This window comes from Streptomyces sp. NPDC054834 (genome assembly GCF_053611185.1).
Genome location: NZ_JBSGZV010000036.1, coordinates 28,969 through 55,004 on the forward strand (window position 1 = coordinate 28,969; position 26,036 = coordinate 55,004).

The 26,036-nt window shown below is 70.4% G+C and carries 26 protein-coding genes; 6 read left to right on the forward strand and 20 right to left on the reverse strand.

Annotated elements, in window-relative coordinates; genetic code table 11:
• Positions 1-7: 7 nt before the first annotated feature.
• The 4 genes from ACWGJM_RS34975 to ACWGJM_RS34990 form a co-directional block, all read right to left on the reverse strand.
• Entirely contained in the window at positions 8-2,539 is a 2,532-nt protein-coding gene (locus tag ACWGJM_RS34975) for an ATP-binding protein (RefSeq protein ID WP_453415785.1), read from the reverse strand.
• 279 nt (positions 2,540-2,818) lie between these two features.
• Positions 2,819-3,142 carry an STAS domain-containing protein gene (locus ACWGJM_RS34980; RefSeq protein WP_453415786.1) on the reverse strand — a complete coding sequence of 108 codons (324 nt, stop codon included), beginning with the start codon at positions 3,140-3,142 and terminating at the stop codon, positions 2,819-2,821.
• Between the two features lie 139 nt (positions 3,143-3,281).
• Complete coding sequence (locus ACWGJM_RS34985; protein ID WP_453415787.1) at positions 3,282-4,130, reverse strand: 3-hydroxyacyl-CoA dehydrogenase family protein; 849 nt, start codon at positions 4,128-4,130, stop codon at positions 3,282-3,284.
• 124 nt (positions 4,131-4,254) lie between these two features.
• Positions 4,255-4,896: a TetR/AcrR family transcriptional regulator gene (locus ACWGJM_RS34990; RefSeq protein ID WP_453415788.1), complete on the reverse strand. Its 642-nt coding sequence runs from the start codon at positions 4,894-4,896 to the stop codon at positions 4,255-4,257.
• A gap of 79 nt (positions 4,897-4,975) precedes the next feature.
• Here ACWGJM_RS34990 and ACWGJM_RS34995 point away from each other — a divergent pair, with 79 nt between their 5' ends.
• The 3 genes from ACWGJM_RS34995 (at position 4,976) to ACWGJM_RS35005 (ending at position 7,249) form a co-directional block, all read left to right on the forward strand.
• A complete protein-coding gene (locus ACWGJM_RS34995) occupies positions 4,976-5,761 on the forward strand; it encodes an ABC transporter ATP-binding protein (protein WP_453415789.1) in 786 nt (261 codons plus the stop codon).
• Positions 5,762-5,771: 10 nt separating this feature from the next.
• Positions 5,772-6,521: an ABC transporter permease gene (locus ACWGJM_RS35000; RefSeq protein WP_453415790.1), complete on the forward strand. Its 750-nt coding sequence runs from the start codon at positions 5,772-5,774 to the stop codon at positions 6,519-6,521.
• Positions 6,522-6,676: 155 nt separating this feature from the next.
• Positions 6,677-7,249, forward strand: a complete 573-nt coding sequence (locus tag ACWGJM_RS35005) for a cob(I)yrinic acid a,c-diamide adenosyltransferase (RefSeq protein WP_453415791.1) — start codon at positions 6,677-6,679, stop codon at positions 7,247-7,249.
• On the opposite strand, the gene ACWGJM_RS35010 is transcribed toward ACWGJM_RS35005, so the two are convergent.
• On the reverse strand, positions 7,246-7,779 hold the full coding sequence (locus ACWGJM_RS35010) for a hypothetical protein (protein ID WP_453415792.1): 534 nt from the start codon (positions 7,777-7,779) through the stop codon (positions 7,246-7,248). The two genes, ACWGJM_RS35005 and ACWGJM_RS35010, sit on opposite strands and share 4 nt — an antisense overlap.
• 151 nt (positions 7,780-7,930) lie before the next feature.
• Here ACWGJM_RS35010 and ACWGJM_RS35015 point away from each other — a divergent pair, with 151 nt between their 5' ends.
• From ACWGJM_RS35015 to ACWGJM_RS35025, 3 genes are all read left to right on the forward strand, one after another.
• On the forward strand, positions 7,931-9,097 hold the full coding sequence (locus ACWGJM_RS35015; RefSeq protein WP_453415793.1) for a sensor histidine kinase: 1,167 nt from the start codon (positions 7,931-7,933) through the stop codon (positions 9,095-9,097).
• Complete coding sequence (locus ACWGJM_RS35020; RefSeq protein WP_453415794.1) at positions 9,094-9,735, forward strand: response regulator; 642 nt, start codon at positions 9,094-9,096, stop codon at positions 9,733-9,735. The genes ACWGJM_RS35015 and ACWGJM_RS35020 overlap by 4 nt, the downstream gene beginning before the upstream one ends.
• 121 nt (positions 9,736-9,856) lie before the next feature.
• Entirely contained in the window at positions 9,857-11,680 is a 1,824-nt protein-coding gene (locus tag ACWGJM_RS35025; protein WP_453415795.1) for a glycosyl hydrolase family 18 protein, read from the forward strand.
• An 87-nt stretch (positions 11,681-11,767) separates the two neighbouring features.
• Here the strand turns inward: ACWGJM_RS35025 and ACWGJM_RS35030 are convergent, their stop codons facing one another.
• From ACWGJM_RS35030 to prmC, 15 genes are all read right to left on the reverse strand, one after another.
• Complete coding sequence (locus ACWGJM_RS35030; RefSeq protein ID WP_453415796.1) at positions 11,768-12,214, reverse strand: DUF2550 domain-containing protein; 447 nt, start codon at positions 12,212-12,214, stop codon at positions 11,768-11,770.
• 158 nt (positions 12,215-12,372) lie between these two features.
• Positions 12,373-12,747 (reverse strand): F0F1 ATP synthase subunit epsilon, encoded by a 375-nt coding sequence (locus ACWGJM_RS35035; RefSeq protein ID WP_132853399.1) that lies wholly within the window; start codon positions 12,745-12,747, stop codon positions 12,373-12,375.
• Positions 12,748-12,876: 129 nt separating this feature from the next.
• Positions 12,877-14,313: a F0F1 ATP synthase subunit beta gene (atpD, locus tag ACWGJM_RS35040; RefSeq protein WP_453415797.1), complete on the reverse strand. Its 1,437-nt coding sequence runs from the start codon at positions 14,311-14,313 to the stop codon at positions 12,877-12,879.
• On the reverse strand, positions 14,313-15,227 hold the full coding sequence (locus ACWGJM_RS35045) for a F0F1 ATP synthase subunit gamma (protein ID WP_453415798.1): 915 nt from the start codon (positions 15,225-15,227) through the stop codon (positions 14,313-14,315). The genes atpD and ACWGJM_RS35045 overlap by 1 nt, the downstream gene beginning before the upstream one ends.
• Positions 15,228-15,247: 20 nt before the next feature.
• Positions 15,248-16,840 (reverse strand): F0F1 ATP synthase subunit alpha, encoded by a 1,593-nt coding sequence (atpA, locus tag ACWGJM_RS35050; protein WP_453415799.1) that lies wholly within the window; start codon positions 16,838-16,840, stop codon positions 15,248-15,250.
• 131 nt (positions 16,841-16,971) lie between these two features.
• The gene (locus ACWGJM_RS35055) at positions 16,972-17,787 is read right to left on the reverse strand and encodes a F0F1 ATP synthase subunit delta (RefSeq protein ID WP_453415800.1); all 816 of its coding nucleotides are present in this window, start codon (positions 17,785-17,787) and stop codon (positions 16,972-16,974) included.
• The gene (locus tag ACWGJM_RS35060; protein WP_361454544.1) at positions 17,784-18,329 is read right to left on the reverse strand and encodes a F0F1 ATP synthase subunit B; all 546 of its coding nucleotides are present in this window, start codon (positions 18,327-18,329) and stop codon (positions 17,784-17,786) included. Before ACWGJM_RS35060 ends, ACWGJM_RS35055 begins: the two co-directional genes overlap by 4 nt.
• Before the next feature lie 36 nt (positions 18,330-18,365).
• Positions 18,366-18,617 (reverse strand): ATP synthase subunit c family protein, encoded by a 252-nt coding sequence (locus tag ACWGJM_RS35065; protein WP_361454547.1) that lies wholly within the window; start codon positions 18,615-18,617, stop codon positions 18,366-18,368.
• 72 nt (positions 18,618-18,689) lie between these two features.
• Positions 18,690-19,526, reverse strand: a complete 837-nt coding sequence (atpB, locus tag ACWGJM_RS35070; protein WP_453415801.1) for a F0F1 ATP synthase subunit A — start codon at positions 19,524-19,526, stop codon at positions 18,690-18,692.
• A 210-nt stretch (positions 19,527-19,736) separates the two neighbouring features.
• The gene (locus tag ACWGJM_RS35075; protein WP_453415802.1) at positions 19,737-20,183 is read right to left on the reverse strand and encodes a hypothetical protein; all 447 of its coding nucleotides are present in this window, start codon (positions 20,181-20,183) and stop codon (positions 19,737-19,739) included.
• 288 nt (positions 20,184-20,471) lie between these two features.
• Complete coding sequence (locus ACWGJM_RS35080; protein ID WP_453415803.1) at positions 20,472-21,800, reverse strand: MraY family glycosyltransferase; 1,329 nt, start codon at positions 21,798-21,800, stop codon at positions 20,472-20,474.
• A gap of 141 nt (positions 21,801-21,941) precedes the next feature.
• Complete coding sequence (locus tag ACWGJM_RS35085) at positions 21,942-23,201, reverse strand: serine hydroxymethyltransferase (protein ID WP_453415804.1); 1,260 nt, start codon at positions 23,199-23,201, stop codon at positions 21,942-21,944.
• A 597-nt stretch (positions 23,202-23,798) separates the two neighbouring features.
• Positions 23,799-24,476 (reverse strand): arsenate reductase/protein-tyrosine-phosphatase family protein, encoded by a 678-nt coding sequence (locus ACWGJM_RS35090; RefSeq protein ID WP_453415805.1) that lies wholly within the window; start codon positions 24,474-24,476, stop codon positions 23,799-23,801.
• Positions 24,473-25,120: an L-threonylcarbamoyladenylate synthase gene (locus ACWGJM_RS35095; RefSeq protein ID WP_453415806.1), complete on the reverse strand. Its 648-nt coding sequence runs from the start codon at positions 25,118-25,120 to the stop codon at positions 24,473-24,475. Before ACWGJM_RS35095 ends, ACWGJM_RS35090 begins: the two co-directional genes overlap by 4 nt.
• Before the next feature lie 52 nt (positions 25,121-25,172).
• Positions 25,173-26,012 (reverse strand): peptide chain release factor N(5)-glutamine methyltransferase, encoded by an 840-nt coding sequence (gene prmC / locus ACWGJM_RS35100; RefSeq protein WP_453415807.1) that lies wholly within the window; start codon positions 26,010-26,012, stop codon positions 25,173-25,175.
• Positions 26,013-26,036 lie beyond the last annotated feature (24 nt).

Below are 26,036 nucleotides of genomic sequence, written 5' to 3' on the forward strand. Positions count from 1 at the left end.
CACCGCGTCACATCACCGAGCCCGTACCGCTGCTCTGCGGGGCGCTCGCCGAACTGCTCGTCGCCGCCGGGGCGCTGGAGGCGGGGCCACTGGCCGTGTCCGACGTGGACGGAGTGGATGGCGCCGTGTCCGTGGGGGTGGTCGTCGGCGTCTCGGTCGGTGTCGGTGTCGAGGACTTGGTCGGTGTCGAGGACGGAGTCGACCTGGTCGGCGTCGAGGACGGCGTCGACGGCCTGGACGACGTCGGCTTCGACGGGGTGCTGGGCGAACCGCCGTCGCCCGTCGCCTTCGTACCGCTCGGGTCGTCAGAGGGCCGGCTCGGGTCCGGGGTCGGCGTCGGGTCGTCCGCCGTGCCGTACGTGCCGTCGGGGCCGGGATCCGTCGGGCGGCTGACCGCCGCGCCGGTGTCGCCGTGGCCGCCGCTGTCCTTCTTCGGGGTGTCCGCGCCCAGGTCGCCCTCGTCGGTGCCCTCGCTGGCGGACGGGTGGACGCTCACGTTGTTCGCCGGTTTGTCCGCGTTGTCGTTCGAGGCCATGCCGAGGGTCACGATGGTGCCGAGCACGGCGGCGAGCAGCGCGCCCGAGCCGGCCGCGACGAGGTTGCGCCGGGCCGGCCGCCGGATGCCGCCGCCCTGGGCCTTGGGCAGCGGCGCGGTGGCCGCGGCCCGATGGGTGACCAGCGTGTCGTCGGTGGGCAACTGGAGCTGCGGGAACGGGGCCAGGATCCCGCCCGGGGGCGAGGCCGACTCGTCGTAGCGGGCGTCGGGCACCTCCTCGCCCGCCGTCGCTCCGAGCCCGGGCACGTCGCCCGCGCGGTCGGCGACCAGGGCGAGGGCGCGGCGGCCGGCGACGGTGCCGCGCTTGTCCGCGAGGGCGCCGCGCAGGCCGATGGACGCCTCGAGTTCGGCGCGGGCCCGGTCCAGCTGGCCGCCGCAGAGCGCGAAGATGCCCAGTTCATGGTGGAAATAGGCCTGTTCGGTCACCTCTCCGGCGAGCCGGGAGGCCTCGGCGCCGGCGCGCAGCGCCCGCTCCCAGGCGCTCCAGTGCAGTCCGGCGGCGAAGGCGGGCGCGGCGGTGCGGGCGAGCTGGACGGCGATGCTGTCCTCGCCCTCGGCGGGCGGCGTCGTCACCGGCCCCAGGACGGTCAGCGCGGCGAGCACCGCGTCGGCCTCGGCGCACACCCGCTCGGGTGTGACGGAGGGGTGTCCGGCCCACCAGGTGTAGTGCTGGGCGGCGGCGCGGGCGGCGTCCGTGACGTCGTCGGCGTATCCGGCGGTCTCCAGCTGGGTCTGCACGCCGGCCGCGAGGCGGTAGCGGGGGCCGACCGGGGTGACCAGTCCGCAGGAGGTGAGTTCGCCGAGGGCGGCGTCCGCGTGGGTGTCGCCGACCAGCGCGGGCAGGTGTGCCTGGTGCGGGACCTCGCCGCCGAGGGCGACGGCGAAGCGCAGGGTGGCGCGGGCGGAGGCGCTCAGCCGGGAGGCGAGCAGCCGTGCGGGCGCGGCGGCCTCGCCGAGCGACGGGAGGGGCATGTCCCCGCCGTCGTCGGCGTCCGTGTCGAGCGGGGCGTCGAAGGGGGCGTCGACCGGGTGCCGTACGTCCTCGAAGACCCCGAGGTCGTCCACGGCGCCCGCGCTGGCCCGCAGTTGGTCGCGCTGCCTGAGCAGGGCACCGGCCTGGACGAACCGCAGGGGCAGGCCCTCGGACTCGAACCAGAGGTCACCGGCCCAGTTGGCCTCCTCCTCGGTGAGGACGCGGCCGACGGCGCGCTCCAGGATCTCCACTCCCCCGGCGCGGTCCAGCCCGCCGAGGAAGACCTCCTCGATGGCCGACTCGGCGGACGGGGCGGGCACGTCCGGGGTGGCCGTGACGAGGAAGGCGCACTCCGGGGTGGCGTCGAGGAGTTCGTCGAGGGCGGCGCCGCCGAACTCGATGTCGTCCAGGACGACGACCGCCCCGATCTCGCGGACCAGGTCGAGCAACTCGTCCGGCCCCGGGCGGTGCAGGGGTGCGTCGTGGACGGCGTGGCAGAGGTCGTGGAGCAGGTCGGCCGTCGTGCGGTGGAAGCCGGTGAGGCGGATCACGCCGTCGGGGGCGAGGTCCGCGCAGTCCTCGGCGACCAGGTCGAGCAGGGCGGTGCGGCCGGAGCCCGCTGGGCCGGTGAGGCGTACGGAGCGGCCGCGGGCGAGCAGGCGCACCAGGCGCTCGCGTTCGTCCTGGCGTCCCAGGAGCGGCAGCGCGGGCTGGGTGGGCCCGGGCGGTACGGGTGCCCGGGCCGCGCGGTCGTTGGCGGCGCGCTCGGCAGCGGTGAGCTTGGCGGGCCTGCCGGGCTGTTCGCCCGGTGGGCAGGGCTCTATCTCGCTGCCGTCGACCGGATTGACGGTGAGCAGGAAGTCGCCGGTGACGAGTTGCACCGTGCGGGCGAGTGCCGGCGCGCTCTGGCCGAAGTCGTTGGTGAGGGATTCCCTGGGCGGGCGCTGACGCGGCGCGGAGCCGGCAGCGTCATGGCCGTGGTCCTCGGGTCCCCGGTTGATCGGGTCCATAGGTTCTAGCCCCCCAAAAGCGTCGTGTGCCCGTGTCCGGCCCCTCCCGGCCTGCTGCACACCGCGCTGTCGCTTCTGGTCCGGGCCCGCTCGAGGGTTGCGAGGCAGCGGGCGACCGAACCCTAAACCTTCGCACAGTATCTACGACAGTCCGGGGTGGCACGCGGTGCGCGACGTCACAGTCTCGTGAGGATTGCGTGTGACGTGCGGTTCGGCATGACCGCCCGGGTCTCCCCCGTCGCCCGTTTCACACCCGGTCGCGGCGTCCCGCGTTGGGCGTCACACCCGGGGCAGCGACTCCACACCGATGCCGCCCTCGATCGCCAGGATCCGGTGCAGCCGGGTGGCCACCAGCAGGCGCTGCATCTGCGGCGGTACGCCGCGCAGCACCAGGCGCCGGCCGCAGCGGCCGGCCCGCCGGTGGGCACCCATGATCACCCCGAGTCCGGTGGCGTCCCAGGAGTCCAGCTCGGACAGGTCGAGCACCAGGTCGCCGGCTCCGTCGTCGACGGCCGAGTGGAGGACCGTACGGGCGTCCGCCGCGCTGCGGACGTCGAGGCGGCCCCCGACGACCAGCCCGGCGTGGTCGCCCCTGATGTACATATGCGCTCCCCGTGAGTGCGTCTCGTGCTCGGTGATGTCTGTTGATGCAACCTCTGACGGCGTTGAGCGGTCAGAGGTTGCCGTCTGTGAGCGAACCGATACCGAATTCACCCGCGAGGGTGACGCCCCCCGCTCGAGCTCAGTACTTGTAGAAGCCCTGCCCGCTCTTGCGCCCGATGTCACCGGCGTCCACCATCCGGCGCATCAGCTCCGGCGGGGCGAACTTCTCGTCCTGCGACTCGGTGTAGATGTTTCCGGTGGCGTGCAGCAGGATGTCGACGCCCGTCAGGTCGGCCGTGGCGAGCGGGCCCATGGCGTGGCCGAAGCCCAGCTTGCAGGCGATGTCGATGTCCTCGGCGCTGGCGACGCCCGATTCGTACAGCTTCGTCGCCTCGACGACGAGGGCGGAGATGAGCCGGGTGGTGACGAAGCCGGCCACGTCCCGGTTGACGACGATGCAGGTCTTGCCGACGGACTCGGCGAACTCCCGTGCGGTGGCGAGGGTTTCGTCGCTGGTCTTGTAGCCGCGCACCAGCTCGCACAGCTGCATCATCGGGACCGGGGAGAAGAAGTGGGCGCCGACCACGCGCTCCGGGCGCTCCGTCACGGCCGCGATCTTGGTGATCGGGATGGCGGAGGTGTTGGAGGCGAGGACGGTGTCGTCGCGCACGATCTTGTCCAGGGTGCGGAAGATCTCGTGCTTGACTTCGAGCTTCTCGAAGACGGCCTCGACGACGATGTCCGCGTCGGCGACGGCGTGGAGGTCGGTGGTCGCGGTGATACGGGCCAGGGCTGCGTCGGCGTCGTGCGCCTCCAGCTTGCCCTTGCTGACGAACTTGTCGTACGAGGCCTTGATGCCGTCGGTGCCACGCCTGAGTGCCTCGTCGGTGACGTCGCGCAGGACGACCTCCCAGCCCGCCTGAGCGGAGACCTGGGCGATGCCGGATCCCATGAGACCGGCCCCGATGACGGCGAGCTTCCGTGCCACTCCGACTCCCCTTACACGCTGTTTACGGTTGCCTCTTCGGCGGACCATAGCGCTCGTGAGGGGCTGTGTGACCGGTAAGTAATGCGCGTCACGTCCCATTTGACGGACGTCACACCGACAGGGGTCAGAGCTCGCCTCGGACGGCGTAGTTGAGCACCTTCTCGCCCAACAACTCCTCCATGTCGTCGATGAGGTTCAACACCTCTCGTGACACTTCGTTCGGATTACGCCCTTTGAGCATCTCGCGTCCGATGACGGCCATGACCGTACCGTGCACCCAGCTGATCTGACCGGCTATCAGAAAGGGCCGCTCGTCGCCGTCCGCCGCGCCGGTCTCCTCGCGCAGGGTCGCCTCGAGGTTCGCCTGGACCTCCTGCGCGAGGGCCCACAGCCGCGAGCGCAGCGCGGGGGCGTTCTCGATGACCCGCATGAAGGCGGCGTATCCGGACATCAGGCCGATCCGTGGTGATACCACCTCGACCTCCTCGCGCAGTTCACGCAGGACGGCTGCGGCGGCCGACTCCCCCTGGCCGCGACCGCGCACCCAGCGGGCCAGCCGGTCGACCATGCCGCTGGAGCGGTCGAAGAAGAGGTCCTCCTTGGCCGGGAAGTAGTTGTAGACGGTGTTGACGGAGACGTCGGCGGCCTCGGCGATCTCGGCGACGGTCACCGCGTCGAAACCGCGCTCGACGAACAGGCCCGTGGCGACATCCGAGATGTACTGCCGGGTCTGCCGCTTCTTCCGCTCCCTGAGTCCCTCGGCCATGACTCGATCCTAGCTTCTCTGGGGCACCTTAAATTTTGGGGTCATTGCAAAATTTAAGAGCCTCTGCTTTTCTGGTGCCATGACAGCAGTCATCAGCGCGGCCGGACTGGCCCGCACCTTCCAGACCAAGCGCGGCCCGGTGACGGCCGTGCGCGGCATCGACCTCACCGTCCGCGAGGGCGAGATCCTCGGTTTCCTCGGCCCCAACGGCGCCGGCAAGACCACCACGCTCCGGATGCTCACCACGCTGCTGGCCCCCACCGGCGGCACCGCAACGGTCGCGGGCCACGACCTCGCCACCGATCCGGCCGGTGTGCGGAAGGCATGCGGGTACGTGGCCCAGTCCGGCGGCGTCGACCCGCAGATCTCCGTGTACGAGGAGCTGGTCACCCAGGGCCGCCTGTACTGCCTGACGAAGGAACAGGCGGAGCGTCGGGCGGAGGAGTTGGCGCACGACCTGGGCCTGACCGAGCTGCTCGACCGCAAGGCGGGGTCCCTCTCCGGCGGGCAGCGGCGCCGTCTGGACATCGCGATGGGCCTCACCCACCGCCCGAGGATCCTCTTCCTCGACGAACCGACCACGGGCCTCGACCCCGGCAGCCGGGCCGACCTGTGGGACCTCGTCCGCCGCCTGCGCGACGAACTCGGTACGACGGTCTTCCTCACCACCCACTACCTCGACGAGGCGGACGCCCTCGCCGACCGGCTGGTCGTCGTCGACCGGGGCGTGGTCGTGGCCGAGGGCACGCCGAGCGCCCTCAAGCTCGAGTACGGCGGCTCGATCGACGCCTCGCTCCAGGACACCTTCCTCGCCATCACCGGCCGCGGGCCCTCCCCGGCCGACACCGCCCCCGTAGCCGTATAGGACCGCCAGGATGCTTCTTCACGACACCGCGCTGATCTACGGCCGCTACCTGCGCCAGTCCCTGCGCTCCCGTTTCGCGCTGCTGTTCGGTGTGCTGATGCCGCTGCTGTACCTGCTCTTCTTCGGCCCGCTGCTCACCGATCTGCCGCTCGGTGGACGGGGCAGCTCCTGGCAGGTGCTGGTGCCCGGACTGCTGCTCCAACTCGGCCTGTTCGGAGCCGCGTTCGCGGGCTTCGCGGTCATCATCGAGAACGGGCAAGGGGTGGTGGAGCGGATGCGGGTCACACCGGTCAGCCGGCTGGCACTGCTCCTGGGGCGGGTGCTGCGCGACGCCACCGTCTTCGTCTTCCAGGCCGTGCTGCTCGTGCTCGCGGCCGTGGTCATGGGCCTGCGCGCACCGCTGCCCGGCGTCCTCATCGGCTTCGCGTTCGTCGCCCTGCTGACGATCTCGCTGGCCTCGCTGTCGTACGCGCTGGCGATGAAGGTCCGCACCCCAGCGGAGTTCGGACCGACGATCAACGCCCTGACCATGCCGTCCATGCTGCTGTCCGGGCTGATGCTGCCGATGACCCTCGCGCCCGCCTGGCTGGACGTGCTCTCCCACTTCGTCCCGTTCCGCTATCTGGTGGACGCGGTGCGCGACGCGTACGTGGGCTCGTACACGACCGCCCACATGCTGTACGGCGCCGTGGTGGCCGTCGGCTTCGCCGCGCTGGCCGTGACAGTGGGCACACGGGTCTTCCGGACGTCCGGGGCGTAGGGCCTGCCCGGCGGGTCAGTCCGGCGAGTCAGCCCGGCGGGTCAGCCGCACGAAATGAACGGTGCGGCTCTGCCGACCCGAGCGGGGTCTGGTGCGTACAGATGAGGGCGTCTCCGGCCTGATTCGCCGGGCAGGCCCTGGCCTACGCTGACCTCATGGTCAATCTGACGCGCATCTACACCAGGACCGGCGACCGGGGCACCACCGCCCTCGGCGACATGAGCCGGGTCGCCAAGACCGACCTCAGGATCTCGGCGTACGCGGACGCCAACGAGGCGAACGCGGTGATCGGCACGGCGATCGCGCTGGGGCACCTGGACGAGGAGATCGTCAAGGTCCTCACCCGCGTGCAGAACGACCTGTTCGACGTGGGCGCGGACCTGTCGACGCCGGTGGTGGAGGAGCCCGAGTTCCCGCCGCTGCGGGTCGAGCAGTTCTACATCGACCGGCTCGAGGCGGACTGCGACCACTTCAACGAGCAACTGGAGAAGCTGCGGTCGTTCATCCTGCCCGGCGGCACGCCCGGCGCGGCCCTGCTGCACCAGGCGTGCACGGTCGTGCGCAGGGCCGAGCGCTCGACTTGGGCCGCCCTGGAGGTACACGGCGAGGTGATGAACCCGCTCACGGCCACCTACCTCAACCGCCTCTCGGACCTGCTGTTCATCCTGGCCCGCACGGCGAACAAGGAGACGGGGGACGTGCTGTGGGTGCCGGGCGGGGAGCGTTAGCGCTCACGCTTGGGGAACAGCGTGTAGCTGCCGGCGATGGCCACGTTGATGCCGATCAGCCACAGCATGCGCTGCTGCCACTCCCGCAGTGAGCCGGTTCCGCCGGCGCCGCCGACGTACCAGACCGCGGCCTGCAACAAGGCGATGGCGACCAGCGCCGCGAGGATCCAGCGGCCCGCGACCCTCCATTCGTGGAGGGCGCGGGCCGTGCCGTACTTCGGGGGCCGAACAGGAGGCGGGCCGCCCGCGAAACGGTGGGCGGCCCGGGCGTCCGCCCACTGGAGAGTGGAATGACCGAGGCCGACGGTGAAGCCGATGTACACGGCGGCCAGGCCGTGCCGCCAGTCGGGCTCGGCGCCGTTCTTCAGGTCGACCGCCGTGACGACGAACAGCACGACCTCCAGGAGTGGCTCGCACAGCAGCAGCGCGAGGCCCACGCGGGGCATCCGGAAGACGTAACGGAACACCAGCCCCGCGGCCAGCAGCACCCAGAAGGCCACCTCACAGGCGACGACCAGTCCGACGATCACGGCTCGCTCCCTTCGCTCACCTCACCAGGCTCGCCCGGATGCCCGCGCGGATCGTCGTCGCCGGTGACGAACCCGCGGTAATCGAAAGATGCAGCCCGAGACCCTTCCGGAGGAGCACGCGGGCGGCGTCGGCCCCGTGTTGGATGGGGCCATGCCCGTACCGCTCCCCCGTCCGCACCGCGACGACGTGCTCATCGCCGTGGGCGGGCTGCTCGGGGGGCTGCTGCTGTGGACGCTGGGCATCTTTCCGCGCGTGCCCTCGGACGACCTGGTGCTGTGGCCGCAGCGCTGGGCGGCCCTGGTGCCGCTGGCCGTGACCGCCGCGTGCGAGCCGCTGCGCCGCACCCGGCCCCGGGCCGGTCTGCTGATCGGCACGGCGGCGCTGGTCGTGGACACGGTGACCCTGGGCAGCATCGTCACGATCGTGCTGTACACGGACCTGATGTACGCGGCCGTCCTGTACGGCAGCCCCGCGGCCGCCCGCCGCATCCCGTGGATCACCGGTCTGCTCACGGTGACCGGCGGGGTGGTGCCGGCCGCGCTCTGGCGCGATCCGCAAGGACTGCTGATCGGCGTGGGCGTCGGAGTCGTGGCGCTCGCCCCCGCCGCGACCGGCTGGGTGGTGCGCAACCATCGCGACGCCGCCGAGGCCGCCCGGCTGCGCGCCGAGCAGACCGCGCTGCTCGCCGAGATGGACCGGGTCCAGGCGGTCACCGCCGAGCGGGCGCGGATGGCGCGGGAGCTGCACGACCTGGTCGCGGGCCATCTGTCGGCGATCGCCATCCACTCCACGGCCGCGCTGTCCATCGACGAACCCGACACCTCGAAGCGGGCCCTGTCCGTCATCCGGGAGAACAGCGTGGCCGGTCTCGCCGAGATGCGGCGGCTGATCGGCATCCTCCGCGAGACGGACGACGCGCCGGCCGCGACCCCGACCCTCGACGGTCTCACCGCCCTGGTGGACGGCGCCCGCGCGAACGGCCTCGACGTCCGGCTCGACGCCGAGCCCGGCCGGGTGCCCGTCCCGGTCGGGCTGGCCGCCTACCGGATCGTGCAGGAGTCGCTGACCAACGCGCTGAAGCATGCCGCGCACGGCCGCGTCCACGTGGTGCTGAAGCGGTGCGACGGCGCCCTGCGGGTCCGGGTGAGCAGCCCGTACGCCGACGCCGACGAACCCCGTGCCCCCGGCTCCGGCGCCGGTCTCACCGGCATGCGGGAACGTACCGCGCTGCTGGGCGGCAGTTTCGACGCCGGGCCCGACGGCACGCTGTGGACCGTCCGCGCCACCCTCCCCGTGACCGAAGGAGGCCCCGAGTGATCCGTGTCCTGGTCGCCGAGGACCAGTCGGCCGTCCGCTCCGGGCTGGTGCTCATCCTGGGCAGCGCGCCCGACATCGAGGTGGTCGGGGAGGCGGCGGACGGCGTACAGGCGGTGGCGCTGGCCCGGGAGCTCAGGCCGGACCTGGTGCTGATGGACGTGCAGATGCCCCGGCTGGACGGGGTGTCGGCGACCCGGGAGGTGGTCGCGGAGCGGCTCGCGGACGTGCTCGTGCTGACCACCTTCGACCTCGACGAGTACGTCTTCGGGGCGCTGCGGGCCGGAGCGGCCGGCTTCCTTCTGAAGAACGCGGAGGCGAAGGATCTGCTGGAGGCCGTGCGGACGGTGGCGCGTGGAGAGGGGATCGTGGCCCCCGCGGTCACGCGGCGGCTGATCGCCGAGTTCGCCGCCCGGCCGGCGCGGGAGCCGTCCGTCGACCCGGCGGTGCTGGAGGCGTTGACGCGCCGCGAGCGCGAGGTGCTGGCGTGCGTCGGTGAGGGGTTGTCGAACGCCCAGATCGCGGCGCGGCTGGAGATGGCCGAGGGGACGGTGAAGACCCACGTCAGCCGCCTGCTGGGCAAGCTGGAGCTGCGCAGCCGGGTGCAAGCGGCCGTGTTGGCGCAGGAGTTGGGGATCTAGCACTACGCGAGGCCAAGTGGTCCAGACCTATTGACCGGTGGTCCAGACCTTTCTATTCTCGCGGCACCGTGGGCATGAAGGCTCAGTCATGCCCCTGACATCCCCACAGAGGAGGCGCAGCATGCGCTTCGTACACAGAGCCGCGGCAGGGTTCGCGACCCTGTTGCTCCCCGTGGCCGGGCTGGTCGGCCTCGCGGGCCCCGCCCAGGCCGCCACGACCGCGACCGCCACCTACGCCAAGGCGTCGGACTGGGGCACCGGCTTCGAGGGCAGGTGGACGGTGAAGAACACCGGCACCACGGCCATCAGCTCCTGGACCGTCGAGTGGGACTTCCCCTCCGGCACGTCGGTCACCTCGGCCTGGGACGCGGACGTCACGTCCTCCGGCACCCACTGGACCGCGAAGAACAAGTCCTACAACGGCAGCCTCGCCCCCGGCGCCTCCGTCTCCTTCGGCTTCAACGGCGCGGGCTCCGGCTCGCCGTCCAACTGCAAGCTGAACGGCGACAGCTGCGACGGCACGACGGTCCCCGGCGACGCGGCGCCCTCCGCACCCGGCACACCGACCGCCTCGGGCATCACCGACACCTCGGTGAAGCTCAGCTGGAGCGCGGCCACCGACGACAAGGGCGTCAAGAACTACGACGTCCTGCGGGACGGGGCGAAGGTCGCCACCGTGACCACCACCTCGTACACCGACACCGGCCTGAGCGCCGGCACCGACTACTCCTACACCGTTCAGGCCCGCGACACCGCCGACCAGACCGGCCCGGTCAGCGGCGCGGCCGCCGTGCACACCACCGGGGGCACCACCACTCCCCCGACCGCCGGCTCCAAGGTCAAGCTCGGGTACTTCACCGAGTGGGGCATCTACGGGCGCAACTACAACGTCAAGAATCTGGTGACCTCCGGCTCGGCGTCCAAGATCACGCACATCAACTACGCCTTCGGCAACGTCACCGGCGGCAAGTGCGCGATCGGCGACTCCTACGCCGACTACGACAAGGCCTTCACCGCCGACCAGTCCGTCAGCGGCGTCGCCGACACCTGGGACCAGCCGCTGCGCGGCAACTTCAACCAGCTGCGTGAGCTGAAGGCCAAGTACCCGAACATCAAGGTGCTGTGGTCCTTCGGCGGCTGGACCTGGTCCGGCGGCTTCGGCGAGGCGGCCAAGGACCCGGCGGCCTTCGCGCAGTCCTGTTACGACCTGGTCGAGGACCCGCGCTGGGCCGATGTGTTCGACGGCATCGACATCGACTGGGAGTACCCGAACGCCTGCGGGCTGAGCTGCGACACCAGCGGTGCCGCCGCCTACAAGAACGTGATGGCCGCGCTGCGCGCCAAGTTCGGCTCGAACAACCTGGTCACCGCGGCGGTCACGGCCGACGGCTCCTCCGGCGGCAAGATCGACGCGGCCGACTACGCCGGCGCCGCGAGCTCCGTCGACTGGTACAACGTGATGACGTACGACTTCTTCGGCGCCTGGGACGCGCAGGGCCCCACCGCCCCGCACTCCCCGCTCACCTCGTACAGCGGCATCCCGAAGGCCGGCTTCACCACGGCCGACGCGATCGCCAAGTACAAGGCCAAGGGCGTGCCCGCGAGCAAGCTGCTCATCGGCATCGGCTTCTACGGCCGAGGCTGGACCGGCGTCACCCAGGACGCCCCGGGCGGCACGGCCACGGGCCCGGCCGCGGGCACGTACGAGCAGGGCATCGAGGACTACAAGGTGCTCAAGACGTCCTGCCCGGCCACCGGCACCGTCGCGGGCACGGCGTACGCCCACTGCGGCAGCAACTGGTGGTCCTACGACACTCCCGCCACCATCGGCACCAAGATGTCGTGGGCCAAGACCCAGGGGCTGGGCGGCGCGTTCTTCTGGGAGTTCAGCGGTGACACCACGAGCGGCGAGCTGGTGAGCGCCATCAACAGCGGACTGTCGTAAGCCAGGACCTGGGCGACCAGGACCTGAGCGACGTCGACGCTCCCCCGGACTTCGTCCGGGGGACCCCCACCCAGCGAGTGAATGTGGCTACGCCACATTCACTCGCTGTCCGGGCGGGGCTGCCTCCAGCCACGCGAGGAAACCTGTCAGCGCGTCGTCGCTCATGGCGAGTTCCAGGCGCGTGCCCCGGTGCGTACAGGCGAGGACGACGGCGTCGGAGAGCAGGGCCAGCTCCTCCTCACCCTCGGGAAGGCGGCGGCCGGCCACTTCGATCTGCGCCCGCTCCAGGACGCGGCGCGGGCGGGGGGCGTAGGAGAAGACGCGGTACCACTCGATGCGGTCGCCGTTGTAGCGGGCGACGCCGTAGCTCCAGCCCTTGCCGCCGGTGTCGGGTTTCTCCGGCACGTCCCAGCGCAGGGAGCAGTCGAAGGTGCCGCCGGAGCGCTGGATCAGTCTGCGGCGCAGGCCGAACAGGAACAGTCCCACCACCACGAGTACGACCACGATCCCGCACACAGTCAGAGCGAGGACCATCGGCACCGACCTCCTCGTCTCCTAGGTAACGGAACGTAAAAAAGACCCTGATTCACCTCAGCCGCGGCCGGCACCGGATCGCTCCGGTCCCAGCCGCGGCTGAGGTGCGTCATCGCGCGCTCTCCCAGAGCCTAAAGGGCCTGGGAGGGGCCTCCAGTTCAGCGCGCCGTCGCGGCGCGCAGGCGGACGTCCGCCCGACGCTCGGCGGTGGCGTCGCCTTCGGCCTTCGCGCGCTCGAGCTCGCGCTCCACGCGCTGGACATCGATCTCGTCCGACAGCTCGGCGATCTCGGCCAGCAGCGACAGCTTGTCGTCCGCGAACGAGATGAAACCGCCGTGCACCGCGGCGACGACCGTTCCACCATCACTCGTACGGATGGTCACCGGGCCCGACTCCAGCACACCGAGCAGCGGCTGGTGACCGGGCATGACGCCGATGTCGCCGGACGTGGTGCGCGCGACGACCAGGGTGGCCTCGCCGGACCAGACCTGGCGGTCCGCGGCGACCAGCTCGACGTGCAGCTCAGCAGCCAAGGGTGGCTCCTCGGGTCACCACCCGGCGGTTGTGCCGGGTGTGGGGTCAATTCTAGTAGGCGTGGCGAGAGGGGCAGGACACACCCCACCGGGGTGCGTCCCCGCCCCTCTCACGGGCGAGCGCGGGGCTCAGGAGACGCCCAGCTCCTTCGCGTTCTTCTTCAGGTCCTCGAGACCACCGCACATGAAGAACGCCTGCTCCGGGAAGTGGTCGTACTCACCGTCGCAGATCGCGTTGAACGCGGCGATCGACTCGTCCAGCGGCACGTCCGACCCGTCCACACCGGTGAACTGCTTGGCGGCGTGGGTGTTCTGGGACAGGAAGCGCTCCACGCGACGGGCACGGTGGACGACGAGCTTGTCCTCCTCGCCGAGCTCGTCGATACCGAGGATCGCGATGATGTCCTGGAGGTCCTTGTACTTCTGGAGGATCGTCTTCACGCGCATGGCCGCGTTGTAGTGGTCCTGCGCGATGTAGCGCGGGTCCAGGATCCGGGACGTGGAGTCCAGCGGGTCCACGGCCGGGTAGATGCCCTTCTCCGAGATCGGACGGGAGAGCACCGTCGTCGCGTCGAGGTGGGCGAAGGTGGTGGCCGGCGCCGGGTCGGTCAGGTCGTCCGCGGGGACGTAGATCGCCTGCATCGAGGTGATCGAGTGACCGCGGGTCGAGGTGATGCGCTCCTGGAGCTGACCCATCTCGTCCGCCAGGTTCGGCTGGTAACCCACCGCGGACGGCATACGGCCGAGCAGCGTGGAGACCTCGGAACCGGCCTGGGTGAAGCGGAAGATGTTGTCGATGAAGAACAGCACGTCCTGCTTCTGGACGTCGCGGAAGTACTCCGCCATCGTCAGACCGGCCAGGGCGACGCGCAGACGGGTGCCCGGGGGCTCGTCCATCTGACCGAAGACCAGCGCGGTCTTGTCCAGAACGCCGGACTCTTCCATCTCCGCGATGAGGTCGTTGCCCTCACGGGTGCGCTCGCCGACGCCCGCGAAGACGGAGACGCCCTCGTGGAGGTTGGCGACACGCATGATCATTTCCTGGATCAGCACGGTCTTGCCGACACCGGCGCCACCGAACAGACCGATCTTGCCGCCCTTGACGTACGGGGTCAGCAGGTCGACGACCTTCAGGCCGGTCTCGAACATCTCGGTCTTCGACTCGAGCTGGTCGAAGGCGGGGGCCTTGCGGTGGATGGTCCAGCGCTCACCGTCGTAGGACTCGTCGCTGTTCAGCACCTCACCGAGGGTGTTGAACACCTTGCCCTTGGTGAAGTCGCCGACCGGGACGGAGATGCCCGCGCCGGTGTCGGTCACCGCGGCCTGGCGGACCAGACCGTCGGTGGGCTGCATGGAGATCGCGCGGACCAGGCCGTCACCCAGGTGCTGGGCGACCTCCAGGGTCAGCGTCTTCTTCTCGCCCGCGTTCGCCGGGTCGGCGACCTCGACGTGGAGGGCGTTGTACATCTCGGGCATCGCGTCGACGGGGAACTCCACGTCGACGACCGGGCCGATGACCCGGGCGACGCGGCCCGTAGCCGTCGCGGTCTCAACAGTGGTGGTCATTAGCGGTCACTCCCCGCGGTCGCGTCGGCCAGGGCGCTCGCGCCTCCGACGATCTCGCTGATTTCCTGGGTGATTTCGGCCTGGCGGGCCTGGTTGGCAAGCCGGGTGAGCGTCTCGATGAGCTCACCGGCGTTGTCCGTGGCCGACTTCATCGCGCGCCGCGTGGCGGCGTGCTTCGAAGCGGCCGACTGGAGCAGCGCGTTGTAGATACGGCTCTCGACGTACCGCGGCAGCAGGGCGTCGAGGACGTCCTCCGCCGACGGCTCGAAGTCGTACAGCGGGAGGATCTCGCCCTGCGGCTTCTCCTCCGCCACCTCTTCGAGGCGCAGCGGCAGCAGGCGGGCGTCGAGCGCCGTCTGCGTCATCATCGAGACGAACTCGGTGAAGACGATGTGGAGTTCGTCCACGCCGCCGTCCGCCGTCTCCTTCTCGATCGCCTCGATCAGCGGCGCCGCGACCTTCTTGGCGTCCGCGTACGAGGGCTCGTCGGTGAAGCCCGTCCACGACTCCGTGACCTTGCGCTCACGGAACTTGTAGTGGGCCAGACCGCGGCGGCCGACGATGTACGTGTCGACCTCCTTGCCCTCGCGCTCCAGGCGCTCGGTCAGCTGCTCCGCAGCCTTGATGGCGTTGGAGTTGAAGGCGCCGGCCAGACCGCGGTCGCTCGTGAGGAGCAGGACCGCGGCACGGGTCGGGTTCTCCGCCTCCGTGGTGAGCGGGTGCTTGGTGTTCGAACCGGTACCGACCGCCGTGACCGCTCGGGTGAGCTCGGTCGCGTACGGCGTGGAGGCCGCCACCTTGCGCTGCGCCTTGACGACGCGCGAGGCGGCGATCATCTCCATCGCCTTCGTGATCTTCTTGGTCGCGGAGACGGATCGGATGCGACGCTTGTAGACCCGGAGCTGGGCTCCCATGAGTCAGGTCCCTTCCGTCGTCACTTGCCGGAGGTGGCCGGGGCGTCCTCGCCGAGCAGCTTGCCGTCCGACGTCTCGAACTGCTTCTTGAACTCCGCGATCGCGTCGGCGATGGCCTGGAGGGTGTCGTCGGACATCTTGCCGCCCTCCTTGATGGAGGTCATGAGGCCCTGCTCCTTGCGGTGCAGGTACTCCAGCAGTTCGCGCTCGAAGCGGCGGATGTCGGCGACCGGGACGTCGTCCATCTTGCCGGTGGTGCCGGCCCACACGGAGACGACCTGGTCCTCGGTGGCCATCGGCTCGTACTGGGCCTGCTTCAGCAGCTCGACCATGCGCTGACCGCGCTCCAGCTGCGCCTTCGACGCGGCGTCCAGGTCGGAACCGAAGGCGGCGAACGCCTCCAGCTCACGGAACTGGGCGAGGTCCACGCGCAGCCGGCCGGAGACCTGGCGCATCGCCTTGTGCTGGGCCGAGCCACCGACGCGGGAGACCGAGATACCGACGTTCAGGGCCGGACGCTGGCCGGCGTTGAACAGGTCGGACTCCAGGAAGCACTGGCCGTCGGTGATGGAGATGACGTTGGTCGGGATGAACGCCGAGACGTCGTTGGCCTTGGTCTCGACGATCGGCAGACCGGTCATCGAGCCGGCACCCATGTCGTCGGAGAGCTTGGCGCAGCGCTCCAGCAGCCGGGAGTGCAGGTAGAAGACGTCACCCGGGTAGGCCTCACGGCCCGGCGGGCGGCGCAGCAGCAGCGACACGGCGCGGTAGGCGTCGGCCTGCTTCGACAGGTCGTCGAAGATGATCAGGACGTGCTTGCCCTCGTACATCCACTGCTGACCGATGGCCGAACCGGTGTACGGCGCCAGGTACTTGAAGCCGGCCGGGTCGGACGCCGGGGCGGCGACGATGGTCGTGTACTCGAGGGCGTTGTTCTCCTCCAGCGCGCGGCGCACGCCGGCGATGGTGGAGCCCTTCTGGCCGATGGCGACGTAGATGCAGCGGACCTGCTTCTTCGGGTCGCCCGAGCGCCAGTTGTCGCGCTGGTTGATGATCGTGTCGATGGCCAGAGCGGTCTTGCCGGTCTGGCGGTCACCGATGATCAGCTGACGCTGACCACGGCCGATCGGGGTCATCGCGTCGACGGCCTTGTAGCCGGTCTCCATCGGCTCGTGCACCGACTTGCGCTGCATGACCGTGGGGGCCTGCAGCTCGAGGGCGCGGCGGCCGGACGTCTCGATCTCGCCGAGGCCGTCGATCGGGTTGCCGAGCGGGTCGACGACGCGGCCGAGGTAACCCTCACCGACTCCGACGGAGAGGACCTCACCGGTACGCGTGACCGGCTGCCCCTCCTCGATACCGCTGAACTCGCCGAGGACGATGGCACCGATCTCGCGCTCCTCGAGGTTGAGGGCGAGGCCGAGGGTGCCGTCCTCGAACTTCAGCAGCTCGTTGGCCATGGCGGAGGGAAGACCCTCCACCTTGGCGATGCCGTCGCCGGCAAAGGTGACCGTGCCGACCTCCTCGCGCGAGGCCGCGTCCGGCTTGTACGACTGGACGAAGTTCTCCAGCGCGTCCCGGATCTCCTCCGGCCGGATCGTGAGCTCCGCCATCTGGGTTCCCTGCTCTCCTTGTTGGGCCCGAAGTTTCACTTGGGGGGTTGGGGGACTCCCCCCAATAAGAGGTGAATCCTCTGCACGGCCCAACCAGGGCCGTCGTGTACGTCTTGCGTGTTGAGTTGCGGCTAGCTCGCCATGCGGCGGGCGGCGTCTTCCAGCCGGTCCGCGAGGGAGCCGTTGATGACCTCGTCACCGACCTGCACCCGGATCCCGCCGACGACCTCGGGGTCGACGTCCAGGTTGAGGTGCATCCGACGGCCGTAGAGCTTCGCGAGAGCGGCGCCCAGGCGCTGCTTCTGCGTGTCGCTCAGCGGCACCGCCGAGGTGACGACGGCGACCGCCCGGTCGCGGCGCTCGGCGGCGAGCCTGGACAGGGACTCGAGTCCCGCCTCCAGGCTACGTCCCCGCGGCGCGGTCACAAGGCGCGTCACCAGACGCTCGGTGGTCACCTTGGCCCGGCCGCCGAGCAGCCGGTGCAGCAGCTCGACCTTGGCGGAGGCGGTGGCCTTGCGGTCGGTCAGCGCGGCGCGCAGCTCGGTGTTCGAGGAGACGATCCGGCCGAACCGGAACAGCTCGTCCTCGACGTCGTCGAGCGTGCCCGCCCGCTGCGCGGCGGTGAGGTCGGCGATGTTCGCCAGCTCCTCCAGCGCGTCCACCAGGTCGCGGGTCTGCGACCAGCGGGAGCGCGCCAGGCCGGACACCAGGTCGGCGGCGGCACCACTGACCTGGCCGCCGATCAGGCGCTGGACGAGCGTGGCCTTGGCCTCGCCGGACTGCGCCGGATCGGTGAGGACCCGACGCAGCGACACCTCGCGGTCGAGCAGCGCGGTGACGGCCGCCAGCTCGTCGGCGAGCTGCGTCGCGTCCACGGACGTGGCGTCCGTCAGCGCGTCGAGCCGCTCACGTGCGGCTGCCAGTGCCTCGCGGCTCGCTCCGTTCATCGCGTGGCCTCGGCCTTCTCCTCGAGCTCGTCGAGGAAGCGGTCGATCACACGGCTCTGGCGGGCGTGGTCCTCGAGGGACTCGCCGACGAGCTTGCCGGCCAGTTCGGTGGCGAGCTTGCCGACGTCCTGACGGAGCGCGGACGCGGCGGCCTTGCGGTCGGCCTCGATCTGGGCGTGACCGGCGGTGATGATTTCCTCACGCTGCCGCTGGCCCTCGGCGCGCATCTCGGTGATGAGCGCGGCACCCTGCTCCTGAGCCTCCTGGCGCAGGCGCGCGGCCTCGTGCCGGGCCTCGGCGAGCTGAGCCTTGTACTGCTCGAGGACGCTGTGGGCCTCGGTCTGCGCGGCCTCGGCCTTCTCGATACCGCCCTCGATCGCCTCGCGGCGCTGCTCCAGAACCTTGTTGATGTTCGGAAGGAGCTTCTTGGCGAGGAAGCCGAAGACGATGACGAAGGCGATCAGGCCGATGACGAGCTCTGGGATCGGCGGGATGAGGGGGTTTTCGGCCTCCTCCGCCGCCAGCAGAACCAGGGGGCTCATATCAGTGCCTTTCGTCTAATGGTGCGCGACGGTCGGTCAGGAGGTCGGGTAGACGAACGGCATGACCAGACCGATCAGGGCGAGCGCCTCACAGAAGGCGAAGCCCAGGATCTGGTTGGCGCGGATCAGGCCGGCCGCCTCGGGCTGGCGGGCGAGGGCCTGGGTGCCGTTACCGAAGATGATGCCGACGCCGACGCCGGGGCCGATCGCGGCGAGGCCGTAACCGATGGAGCCGAGGTTGCCCTTGATCTGGGTGGCGGCGAGGGTGGCCTGCGCAAGAGCGGACATGCCGGTTCTTCCTTCTCTTTCAAGGACCGGTGGGGGTTGGCCACCGGATGTCTGGGTGGGTGGTCGGGGTGCTCAGTGGTGCTCGGCGAGCGCGCCCTGGATGTAGCTGCAGGTCAGCAGTACGAAGACATACGCCTGGACAGCCTGGATGAAGAGCTCGAAGGCGGTCATCACGATGACCATCACGAACGAGACGCCGGAGTAGGCGATGCCGATGCCGTTCAGCATGTACCAGCTGGCGATCGTGAAGAGCAGCAGCAGCGTGTGCCCGGCGAACATGTTCGCGAAGAGTCGCACGGCGTGCGTGAAGGGCCGCACCAGCAGGTTCGAGAAGAACTCGATCGTCATCGACAGCGGGAGCACCCCGCCGAGCGTCTTGTCGTAGCCGGTGAAGTTCTTGAAGGCGCCGACGAAGCCCTGCCGCTTGAAGGTCAGGGAGACCCAGAGGATGTAGACGATGCCGGCCAGGGCCGCGGGGTACGAGATGATCGCCGTCACCGGGAAGGCGGCGACCGGGATGATCGACCAGAGGTTCATCATCCAGACGAAGAAGAACAGCGAGACGACGAGCGGGACGTACTTCTCGCCTTCCTTCTTGCCGATGGTCTCGTAGACGACCCCGCGCCGGATGAAGTCGTAGCCGGCCTCGGCGACCATCTGGACCTTGCCCGGGACGACCTTCGGGCGTGCGAAGGCTGCCCAGAAGAAGCCGACGATGATGATCGACCCGAGCAGCGCCAGCAGCATTGTCTTGTTGAAGTACACGTTGCTGTCCGCGTCACCCAGGAGCGGCTTGAACAGGAACGAGTGCAGGCCCGGAGCCGGGAAGCCGCACCCGTCGAACAGGTGGCAGCTCGTGTCGAAAGCGAGCGTCTGCGTCGGGTCAGCACTCACCGCGGGCTCCTTCATCGTGGCGCATAGGTACGGCAACCTCGTTGTGTCGGCGCGACGCGGGGCCGCGGTTCGGCACGGGACTGGTGTTACGGATGTGGGGGCGGCTGTGGGGCATCTCGCCTCGCGATTGAGCAGGCGTCAGCTCGGATGCCCGCGCCCGCGATGCCGCAGTTGGCACCGGACGATAGCAGGATCTCTCGTGCGCCTTTATCCCGGGCCTACCTCTCACGACGAGTGCCCCGACTTCTGGGGCTTGTCACCCTTCGTGGAGGCGCTCGAATCGGGTTCGACGTAGAGGATCTTGGCCTTCATGTGGGCACGCGTCTGCGCGGCCATCCACGTCAGGGTGGCGACCACGAGCACGATGGCGAAGGCACGGGAGTTGAACAACGTCGTGTTCTTGAAGGCTGCGAGGAAGATGAACAGCAGCAGCAGTTGGGCCGCGTAGAGCATCAGGCCCATCATCTGGAACAGCTGCGGAAATGATTTGGCGGTGCGCTGCAGGACGTAGAGGCCGATCCCCATGAAGAGGATCACGATCACCGTCGCGACGGCCGCCCCGATCGCACCCTTGCCGCCCGCGACCACGCCGCTCACGACGGCGGCGATCACGCCGACGGCGGCCGTGGGTACGGCGGCCTGGGCCAACATCCGGGCGTCATTGGACGGCATGGCGGCAACTCCGCTTTCGCAGGGGGCAGGGTGTCGTCATGGACGAGCGTAGTCCCGGTCTGAGTGTTCGAGACCTCACGCCAAGGGACCGTCGCATCGCGGCCCTTCGGCTCTATCCGGGGTTCTCGTGAACCGTATCACAAACTATTTGATGAGGTCTTTACCTGGCAGGTGTGCTTGCTGTCACACATGAGAGTGACAGTGCGCGTCTGTGCAGAAACCGGGGTGTCTTGTCTGGTATTAGGGGGCTTTGTTCCCCCACGACTTGGCAATGCTCTAGTCAGATTCTTACCTTGAGCCGCCGCCGACGCGGGACCGCGAACGGGCGCCGATGGCGGTCGCTCCGTTGACCCGGGTCACCGCGGCGGCGACCGGAGCGGGGTGCGTCGCGGCGTCCTCCTCGCCGTGTTCGACGGCCTGCGCGTGCTGTTCGTGCGTCGCGGCCGCGCGGCGGCGCCGGTACCGCGGCGGCACGATGTGCTCGGCCCAGCGCGGGGCACGCGGGGTGAACCGCGGCAGCAGGAGCAGCACGAGGCCGATCGCGCTGAGGAACACCACCCCGAGCACGATCCACATCGACGCGGAGTTCACCGAGTAGGCCAGCGCGCCGAAGCCGATCAGCGCCGACCAGAAGTACATGATCAGCACGGCCCGGCTGTGCGAGTGGCCGATCTCCAGCAGCCGGTGGTGCAGGTGCCCGCGGTCGGCTGCGAACGGCGACTGACCGCGCCAGGTGCGGCGCACGATGGCCAGGACCAGGTCGGCGGCCGGCACGGCGATGATCGTCAGCGGCAGCAGCAGCGGGATGTAGACCGGCACCGTCTGGTGCACGGCCGCCTTCTCGGACCCCGCGTACAGGTTCAGCGCGTCCGGGTCGACCTGCCCGGTGATCGAGATCGCGCCCGCCGCCAGCACCAGCCCGATCAGCATCGAGCCGGAGTCGCCCATGAAGATCCGCGCCGGGTGCATGTTGTGCGGCAGGAAGCCCAGGCACATGCCCATCAGGATCGCCGAGAACAGCGTGCCCGGGGCGGCGGCCTCGATGCCGTACGAGTACCAGATCCGGTAGGCGTACAGGAAGAACGCGGCGGCGGCGATGCACACCATGCCGGCGGCGAGGCCGTCGAGGCCGTCGACGAAGTTGACCGCGTTGATCGTGATGACCACCAGCGCCACCGTCAGCAGCGTGCCCTGCCACTGGGTGAGCGCCACGTTCCCGACGCTCGGGATGGGCAGCCACAGGATCGTCAGACCCTGCATGACCATCACGCCGGCGGCGATCATCTGACCGCCCAGCTTGATCAGGGCGTCGATCTCGAACTTGTCGTCCAGGACGCCGATCAGCCAGATCAGGGCCGCCCCGGAGAGCAGGGCACGCGGTTCGTTGGACTTGGTGAACGCCTCACTGAGGTTCGTGAGATGGTCCGCGACCAGCAGACCCGCGCACAGGCCGAAGAACATGGCGATACCGCCGAGCCGCGGAGTGGGTTCCCGGTGCACGTCACGGGCCCTGATCTCCGGCATCGCCCCGGCCACGATCGCGAACTTCCGTACCGGCCCTGTCAGCAGATACGTCACCGCGGCCGTGATGCAGAGCGTCAGCAGGTATTCACGCACGGGCTTCCCCACAGGTCTCGCTGGCCATCTCAGCCCCACACCCTAGCGACGTACGCATATCTGTGGGGACTGCCGGGTAGCGACGATGGTTGCACGTAAGGCTGTGTGCTCGGGCGCACGTCGGCGTCTACGAGGGTGCGGCTACCCGCGCTCAGCCGGAATACGGCCCGGATACGGCGGGAATCCACCCACCAGTTCCCGCACCTCGTCCCGCGTCGCCGTGAGCTGTGTCGCACCGCGCAGCACACCGGCGAGCAGCGCCGCGATCCGCGCCATCTCGGGTTCGCCCATGCCCTGCGTGGTCACCGCGGCCGTGCCCAGGCGCAGGCCGCGGGCGTCGCCGTGCGGCAGCGCGCAGCAGTCCAGGACCATTCCGGCGGCGGCGAGCCGGCCGCGGGCGGTGCGCCCGTCGACGCCGAGCGGGGCCGGGTCGGCGGTGATCAGGTGGGTGTCGGTGCCGCCGGTGGTGACGACGAGGCCCTCGGCGGCGAGCCCGTCGGCCAGCACCCGCGCGTTGGCGACCACCTGATGGGCGTACGCGGTGAACGCCGGTGTCGCCGCCTCGCCGAACGCCACGGCCTTCGCGGCGATGGTGTGCATCTGCGCGCCGCCCTGGGTGAAGGGGAACACGGCCCGGTCGACGCGCTCGGCCAGTTCGGTGCCGCACAGGATCATCCCGCCGCGGGGACCGCGCAGCACCTTGTGGGTGGTGGCGCACACGATGTCGGCGTACGGCACCGGGCTGGGCGCCGCTCGGCCGGCGACCAGCCCTATGGGGTGCGCGGCGTCCGCGATCAAATAGGCCCCGGCCTCGTCGGCGACCTCGCGGAAGAAGGCGTAGTCGATGTGGCGCGGGTAGGCGATCGACCCGCACACGATCGCCTTGGGCCGGTGCGCGCGGGCCAGGGCCCGCACCTGGTCGTGATCGATGAGCCCGGTCTCCGCGTCCACCCCGTACCCGACGAAGTCGAACCAGCGGCCGGAGAAGTTGGCGGGCGAGCCGTGGGTGAGATGGCCGCCGTGAGGCAGCCCGAGGGCGAGAACGGTGTCACCGGGCCGCAGCAGGGCGGCATAGGCCGCGAGCACGGCCGACGATCCCGAGTGCGCCTGTACGTTCGCGTGCTCGGCCCCGAACAGCCGCTTGGCCCGGTCGACCGCGAGGCGCTCCGCGACGTCGACGATCTCGCAGCCGCCGTGGTGCCGGGCACCCGGATACCCCTCCGCGTACTTGTTCGCCAACGGCGACCCGAGCGCGGCCAGCACCGCCGGTGACGTGAAGTTCTCCGCGGCGATCAGCTGCAACGTCGTCGACTGCCGCTCCGCCTCACCCAGCAGTATCCCGGCCAGCTCCGGGTCCTGCCGCCGCAGGACATCGGCCTCGAGGGTATGGGTGACCGACATGACACACTCCGGGCGGTCGACGGTGACGTGAGTCCAATGTAGGCCCGGGACGAACACCCTGCGCGGCATCCCCCCACCGAGCCCACACCACCGTGGACAACCGGCCACACGGTCCTGGCGGGGGCGCGGACCCCGGCCATGCGGTCCTGGTGGGGATGCAGACCCCGGCCATGCGGTCCTGGTGGGGGCGCGGACCCCGGCCATGCGGTCCTGGTGGGGGCGCAGACCCGGCGGGGTGCAGAGGCGGTGGCCCCGCAGGGGTCCTGGGGGGCGGCAGCCCCCGGCGGGGCGCAGGGGCGGAGCCCACGGCAGGGTTGCAGGGGCGGAGCCCCCCGCGGGTTCGGAGACGTAGCCCCCTGGGGGTCGAAGGGGCGGAGCCCCGCAGGGGTCCTGGGGGCGGCAGCCCCCGGCGGGGTGCAGAGGCGGCAGCCCCGCAAAGGTCCTGAGGGCGCAGCCCCGCAGGGGTGCAGAGGCGCAGCACGGCGGGGGTTCAGGGGGCGTAGCCCCCTGGTGGGGTCGAAGGGGCGGAGCCCCTGGGGACGGGGAGGGAAGGGGCGGCGGGGGCGGACCCATGCGGCCGCCGCGACCGGCAGGCCGCTACGTCCGCGCCGGTACGCCGGTCAACGCCGTCACCACCGGATCCAGCGCCTCGTGTATCTCGTCGCCGATCGAGCGGAAGAACGGCAGGGGCGCGCCGTACGGGTCGTACACCTCGTCCGCCTCCGCGGTCGGCGCCAGCAGCCACCCCCGCAGCGCGGCCGCCGCCCGGACCAGCGCACGCGCACGCGCGACCAGCCCGTACTCCAGCGGAGGCAGCGTCGCCGGGTCTATGGCCCGCACCAGGCGGGTGAACTCCTTCAGGGTGAACGTGCGCAGGCCGGCCGAGTGCCCCATGGAGATCACCTGCGCCCGGTGGTCCCGCGTGGCGGTCAGCACCAGGTCCGCCATGATCACGTGCTCGTCCAACAGCTCCCGCCCGACGAAGCCGGAGGCGTCCGCGCCGAAGTCGGCCAGGACGGCCTCCGCGTTGGCCTCCATGGGCGCGCCCTCATGACCCCAGGTGCCCGCGCTCTCCACGATCAGCCCGCCGCCCAGTACGCCGAGCCGCTCCGCCACGAAATGGCGGGTCAGCCGCTCGGTGATCGGCGAGCGGCACACGTTGCCGGTGCTGACGTGGAGGATGCGGAAGGTGTCGCGCGGAAACCCGAACGTCGTCGTCTCTTCCGCGTTGTATCCACCGCCGCCTATGCCACGCCCCGCGTCAGGGGCCGTCAATTCGCCACCTCGAGGTCGGGTACGACCTTCCGCAGCTCGTCCGGTGAGATCGCGCCCTCGCGCAGCAGCAGCGGCACCTCGCCGGTGACGTCGACGATGGACGACGGCACGTTGCCCGGGGTGGGGCCGCCGTCGAGGTAGACGGAGACGGAGTCGCCCAGCATCTCCTGCGCGGCGTCGCAGTTCTCCGGCGCCGGGTGCCCGGTGAGGTTGGCCGAGGAGACGGCCATCGGGCCGACGTCCGTCAGCAGCTCGATCGCGACCGGGTGCAGCGGCATGCGCACGGCAACCGTGCCACGGGTGTCCCCCAGGTCCCACTGGAGGGACGGCTGGTGCTTGGCGACCAGCGTGAGGGCCCCCGGCCAGAACGCGTCGACCAGCTCCCAGGCCAGCTCGGAGAAGTCGGTGACGAGACCGTGGAGCGTGTTCGGGGAGCCGATCAGCACAGGGGTGGGCATGTTGCGGCCCCGGCCCTTGGCGTCGAGCAGGTCGGCCACCGCCTGCGAGGAGAACGCGTCGGCGCCGATGCCGTACACGGTGTCGGTGGGCAGCACCACGAGTTCGCCCCGGCGGACGGCGGACGCGGCCTCGCGCAGACCGGTCACGCGGTCGGTCGCGTCATTGGTGTCGTATCGCCGTGCCATGTCTAGCGGGCCTCCTCGTACACGTGCTGCTGGTGGGGATGAGTCGTGGTGGTCACGGCAGCGCCTTGCGCGCGGTCGCGAACCGGGGACGGTTGTTGAGGTCCGGGTGGTCGGCCGCGTCGGCCCAGCCCCGCTCCTCGGTGAAGATCCACGGCACCTGTCCGCCCTGCGTGTCGGCGTGCTCGATGACGACGACGCCGCCGGGACGCAGCAGCCGGTGTGCCGTGCGCTCCAGGCCACGGATGAGGTCGAGGCCGTCCTCCCCGGAGAACAACGCCAGCTCGGGGTCGTAGTCGCGGGCCTCGGGGGCGACGTACTCCCATTCGGTGAGCGGGATGTACGGCGGGTTGGAGATGACCAGGTCGACCTGGCCGTCGAGGTCCTGGAAGGCGTCCAGGGCGTTGCCCTGGCGCAGGTCGACCCTGGACCCCTCCACGTTCTTGCGGGTCCACCGGAGCGCCTCCTCGGACAGCTCCACGGCGTGCACACGGGAGCGCGGGACCTCCTGGGCGAGGGCGAGCGCGATGGCGCCGGATCCGGTGCACAGGTCGACGATGCTCGGCTCGACCACGTCCATGGCGCGCACCGCGTCTATGGCCCAGCCGACCACGGACTCGGTCTCGGGCCGGGGCACGAACACGCCCGGCCCGACCTGTAGTTCGAGGTACCGGAAGTAGGCCCGCCCGGTGATGTGCTGGAGCGGCTCGCGCTGCTCACGCCGGGCGATGACCTCCCAGTAGCGGGCGTCGAAGTCGGAGTCCTTCACCGAGTGCAGCTGGCTCCTCTTCACCCCGTGCACGAACGCGGCGAGCTCCTCCGCGTCGTTGCGCGGCGAGGGCACGCCGGCGGCGGCCAGCCGCTGGGTCGCCTGTGCCACCTCCGCGAGCAGCACGCTGCGGGGGCTTGGGGGTCGCCC

Bases quoted from the DNA above. Each gene is read 5' to 3' on its own strand.
- ACWGJM_RS34975 (WP_453415785.1), bottom strand. From the start codon at position 2,539: ATGGACCCGATCAACCGGGGACCCGAGGACCACGGCCATGACGCTGCC.
- ACWGJM_RS34980 (WP_453415786.1), bottom strand. From the start codon at position 3,142: ATGTACATCAGGGGCGACCACGCCGGGCTGGTCGTCGGGGGCCGCCTC.
- ACWGJM_RS34990 (WP_453415788.1), bottom strand. From the start codon at position 4,896: ATGGCCGAGGGACTCAGGGAGCGGAAGAAGCGGCAGACCCGGCAGTAC.
- ACWGJM_RS34995 (WP_453415789.1), top strand. From the start codon at position 4,976: ATGACAGCAGTCATCAGCGCGGCCGGACTGGCCCGCACCTTCCAGACC.
- ACWGJM_RS35000 (WP_453415790.1), top strand. From the start codon at position 5,772: ATGCTTCTTCACGACACCGCGCTGATCTACGGCCGCTACCTGCGCCAG.
- ACWGJM_RS35005 (WP_453415791.1), top strand. From the start codon at position 6,677: ATGGTCAATCTGACGCGCATCTACACCAGGACCGGCGACCGGGGCACC.
- ACWGJM_RS35015 (WP_453415793.1), top strand. From the start codon at position 7,931: ATGCCCGTACCGCTCCCCCGTCCGCACCGCGACGACGTGCTCATCGCC.
- ACWGJM_RS35025 (WP_453415795.1), top strand. From the start codon at position 9,857: ATGCGCTTCGTACACAGAGCCGCGGCAGGGTTCGCGACCCTGTTGCTC.
- ACWGJM_RS35030 (WP_453415796.1), bottom strand. From the start codon at position 12,214: ATGGTCCTCGCTCTGACTGTGTGCGGGATCGTGGTCGTACTCGTGGTG.
- atpD (WP_453415797.1), bottom strand. From the start codon at position 14,313: ATGACCACCACTGTTGAGACCGCGACGGCTACGGGCCGCGTCGCCCGG.
- ACWGJM_RS35045 (WP_453415798.1), bottom strand. From the start codon at position 15,227: ATGGGAGCCCAGCTCCGGGTCTACAAGCGTCGCATCCGATCCGTCTCC.
- atpA (WP_453415799.1), bottom strand. From the start codon at position 16,840: ATGGCGGAGCTCACGATCCGGCCGGAGGAGATCCGGGACGCGCTGGAG.
- ACWGJM_RS35055 (WP_453415800.1), bottom strand. From the start codon at position 17,787: ATGAACGGAGCGAGCCGCGAGGCACTGGCAGCCGCACGTGAGCGGCTC.
- ACWGJM_RS35060 (WP_361454544.1), bottom strand. From the start codon at position 18,329: ATGAGCCCCCTGGTTCTGCTGGCGGCGGAGGAGGCCGAAAACCCCCTC.
- ACWGJM_RS35065 (WP_361454547.1), bottom strand. From the start codon at position 18,617: ATGTCCGCTCTTGCGCAGGCCACCCTCGCCGCCACCCAGATCAAGGGC.
- atpB (WP_453415801.1), bottom strand. From the start codon at position 19,526: ATGAAGGAGCCCGCGGTGAGTGCTGACCCGACGCAGACGCTCGCTTTC.
- ACWGJM_RS35075 (WP_453415802.1), bottom strand. From the start codon at position 20,183: ATGCCGTCCAATGACGCCCGGATGTTGGCCCAGGCCGCCGTACCCACG.
- ACWGJM_RS35085 (WP_453415804.1), bottom strand. From the start codon at position 23,201: ATGTCGGTCACCCATACCCTCGAGGCCGATGTCCTGCGGCGGCAGGAC.
- ACWGJM_RS35095 (WP_453415806.1), bottom strand. From the start codon at position 25,120: ATGGCACGGCGATACGACACCAATGACGCGACCGACCGCGTGACCGGT.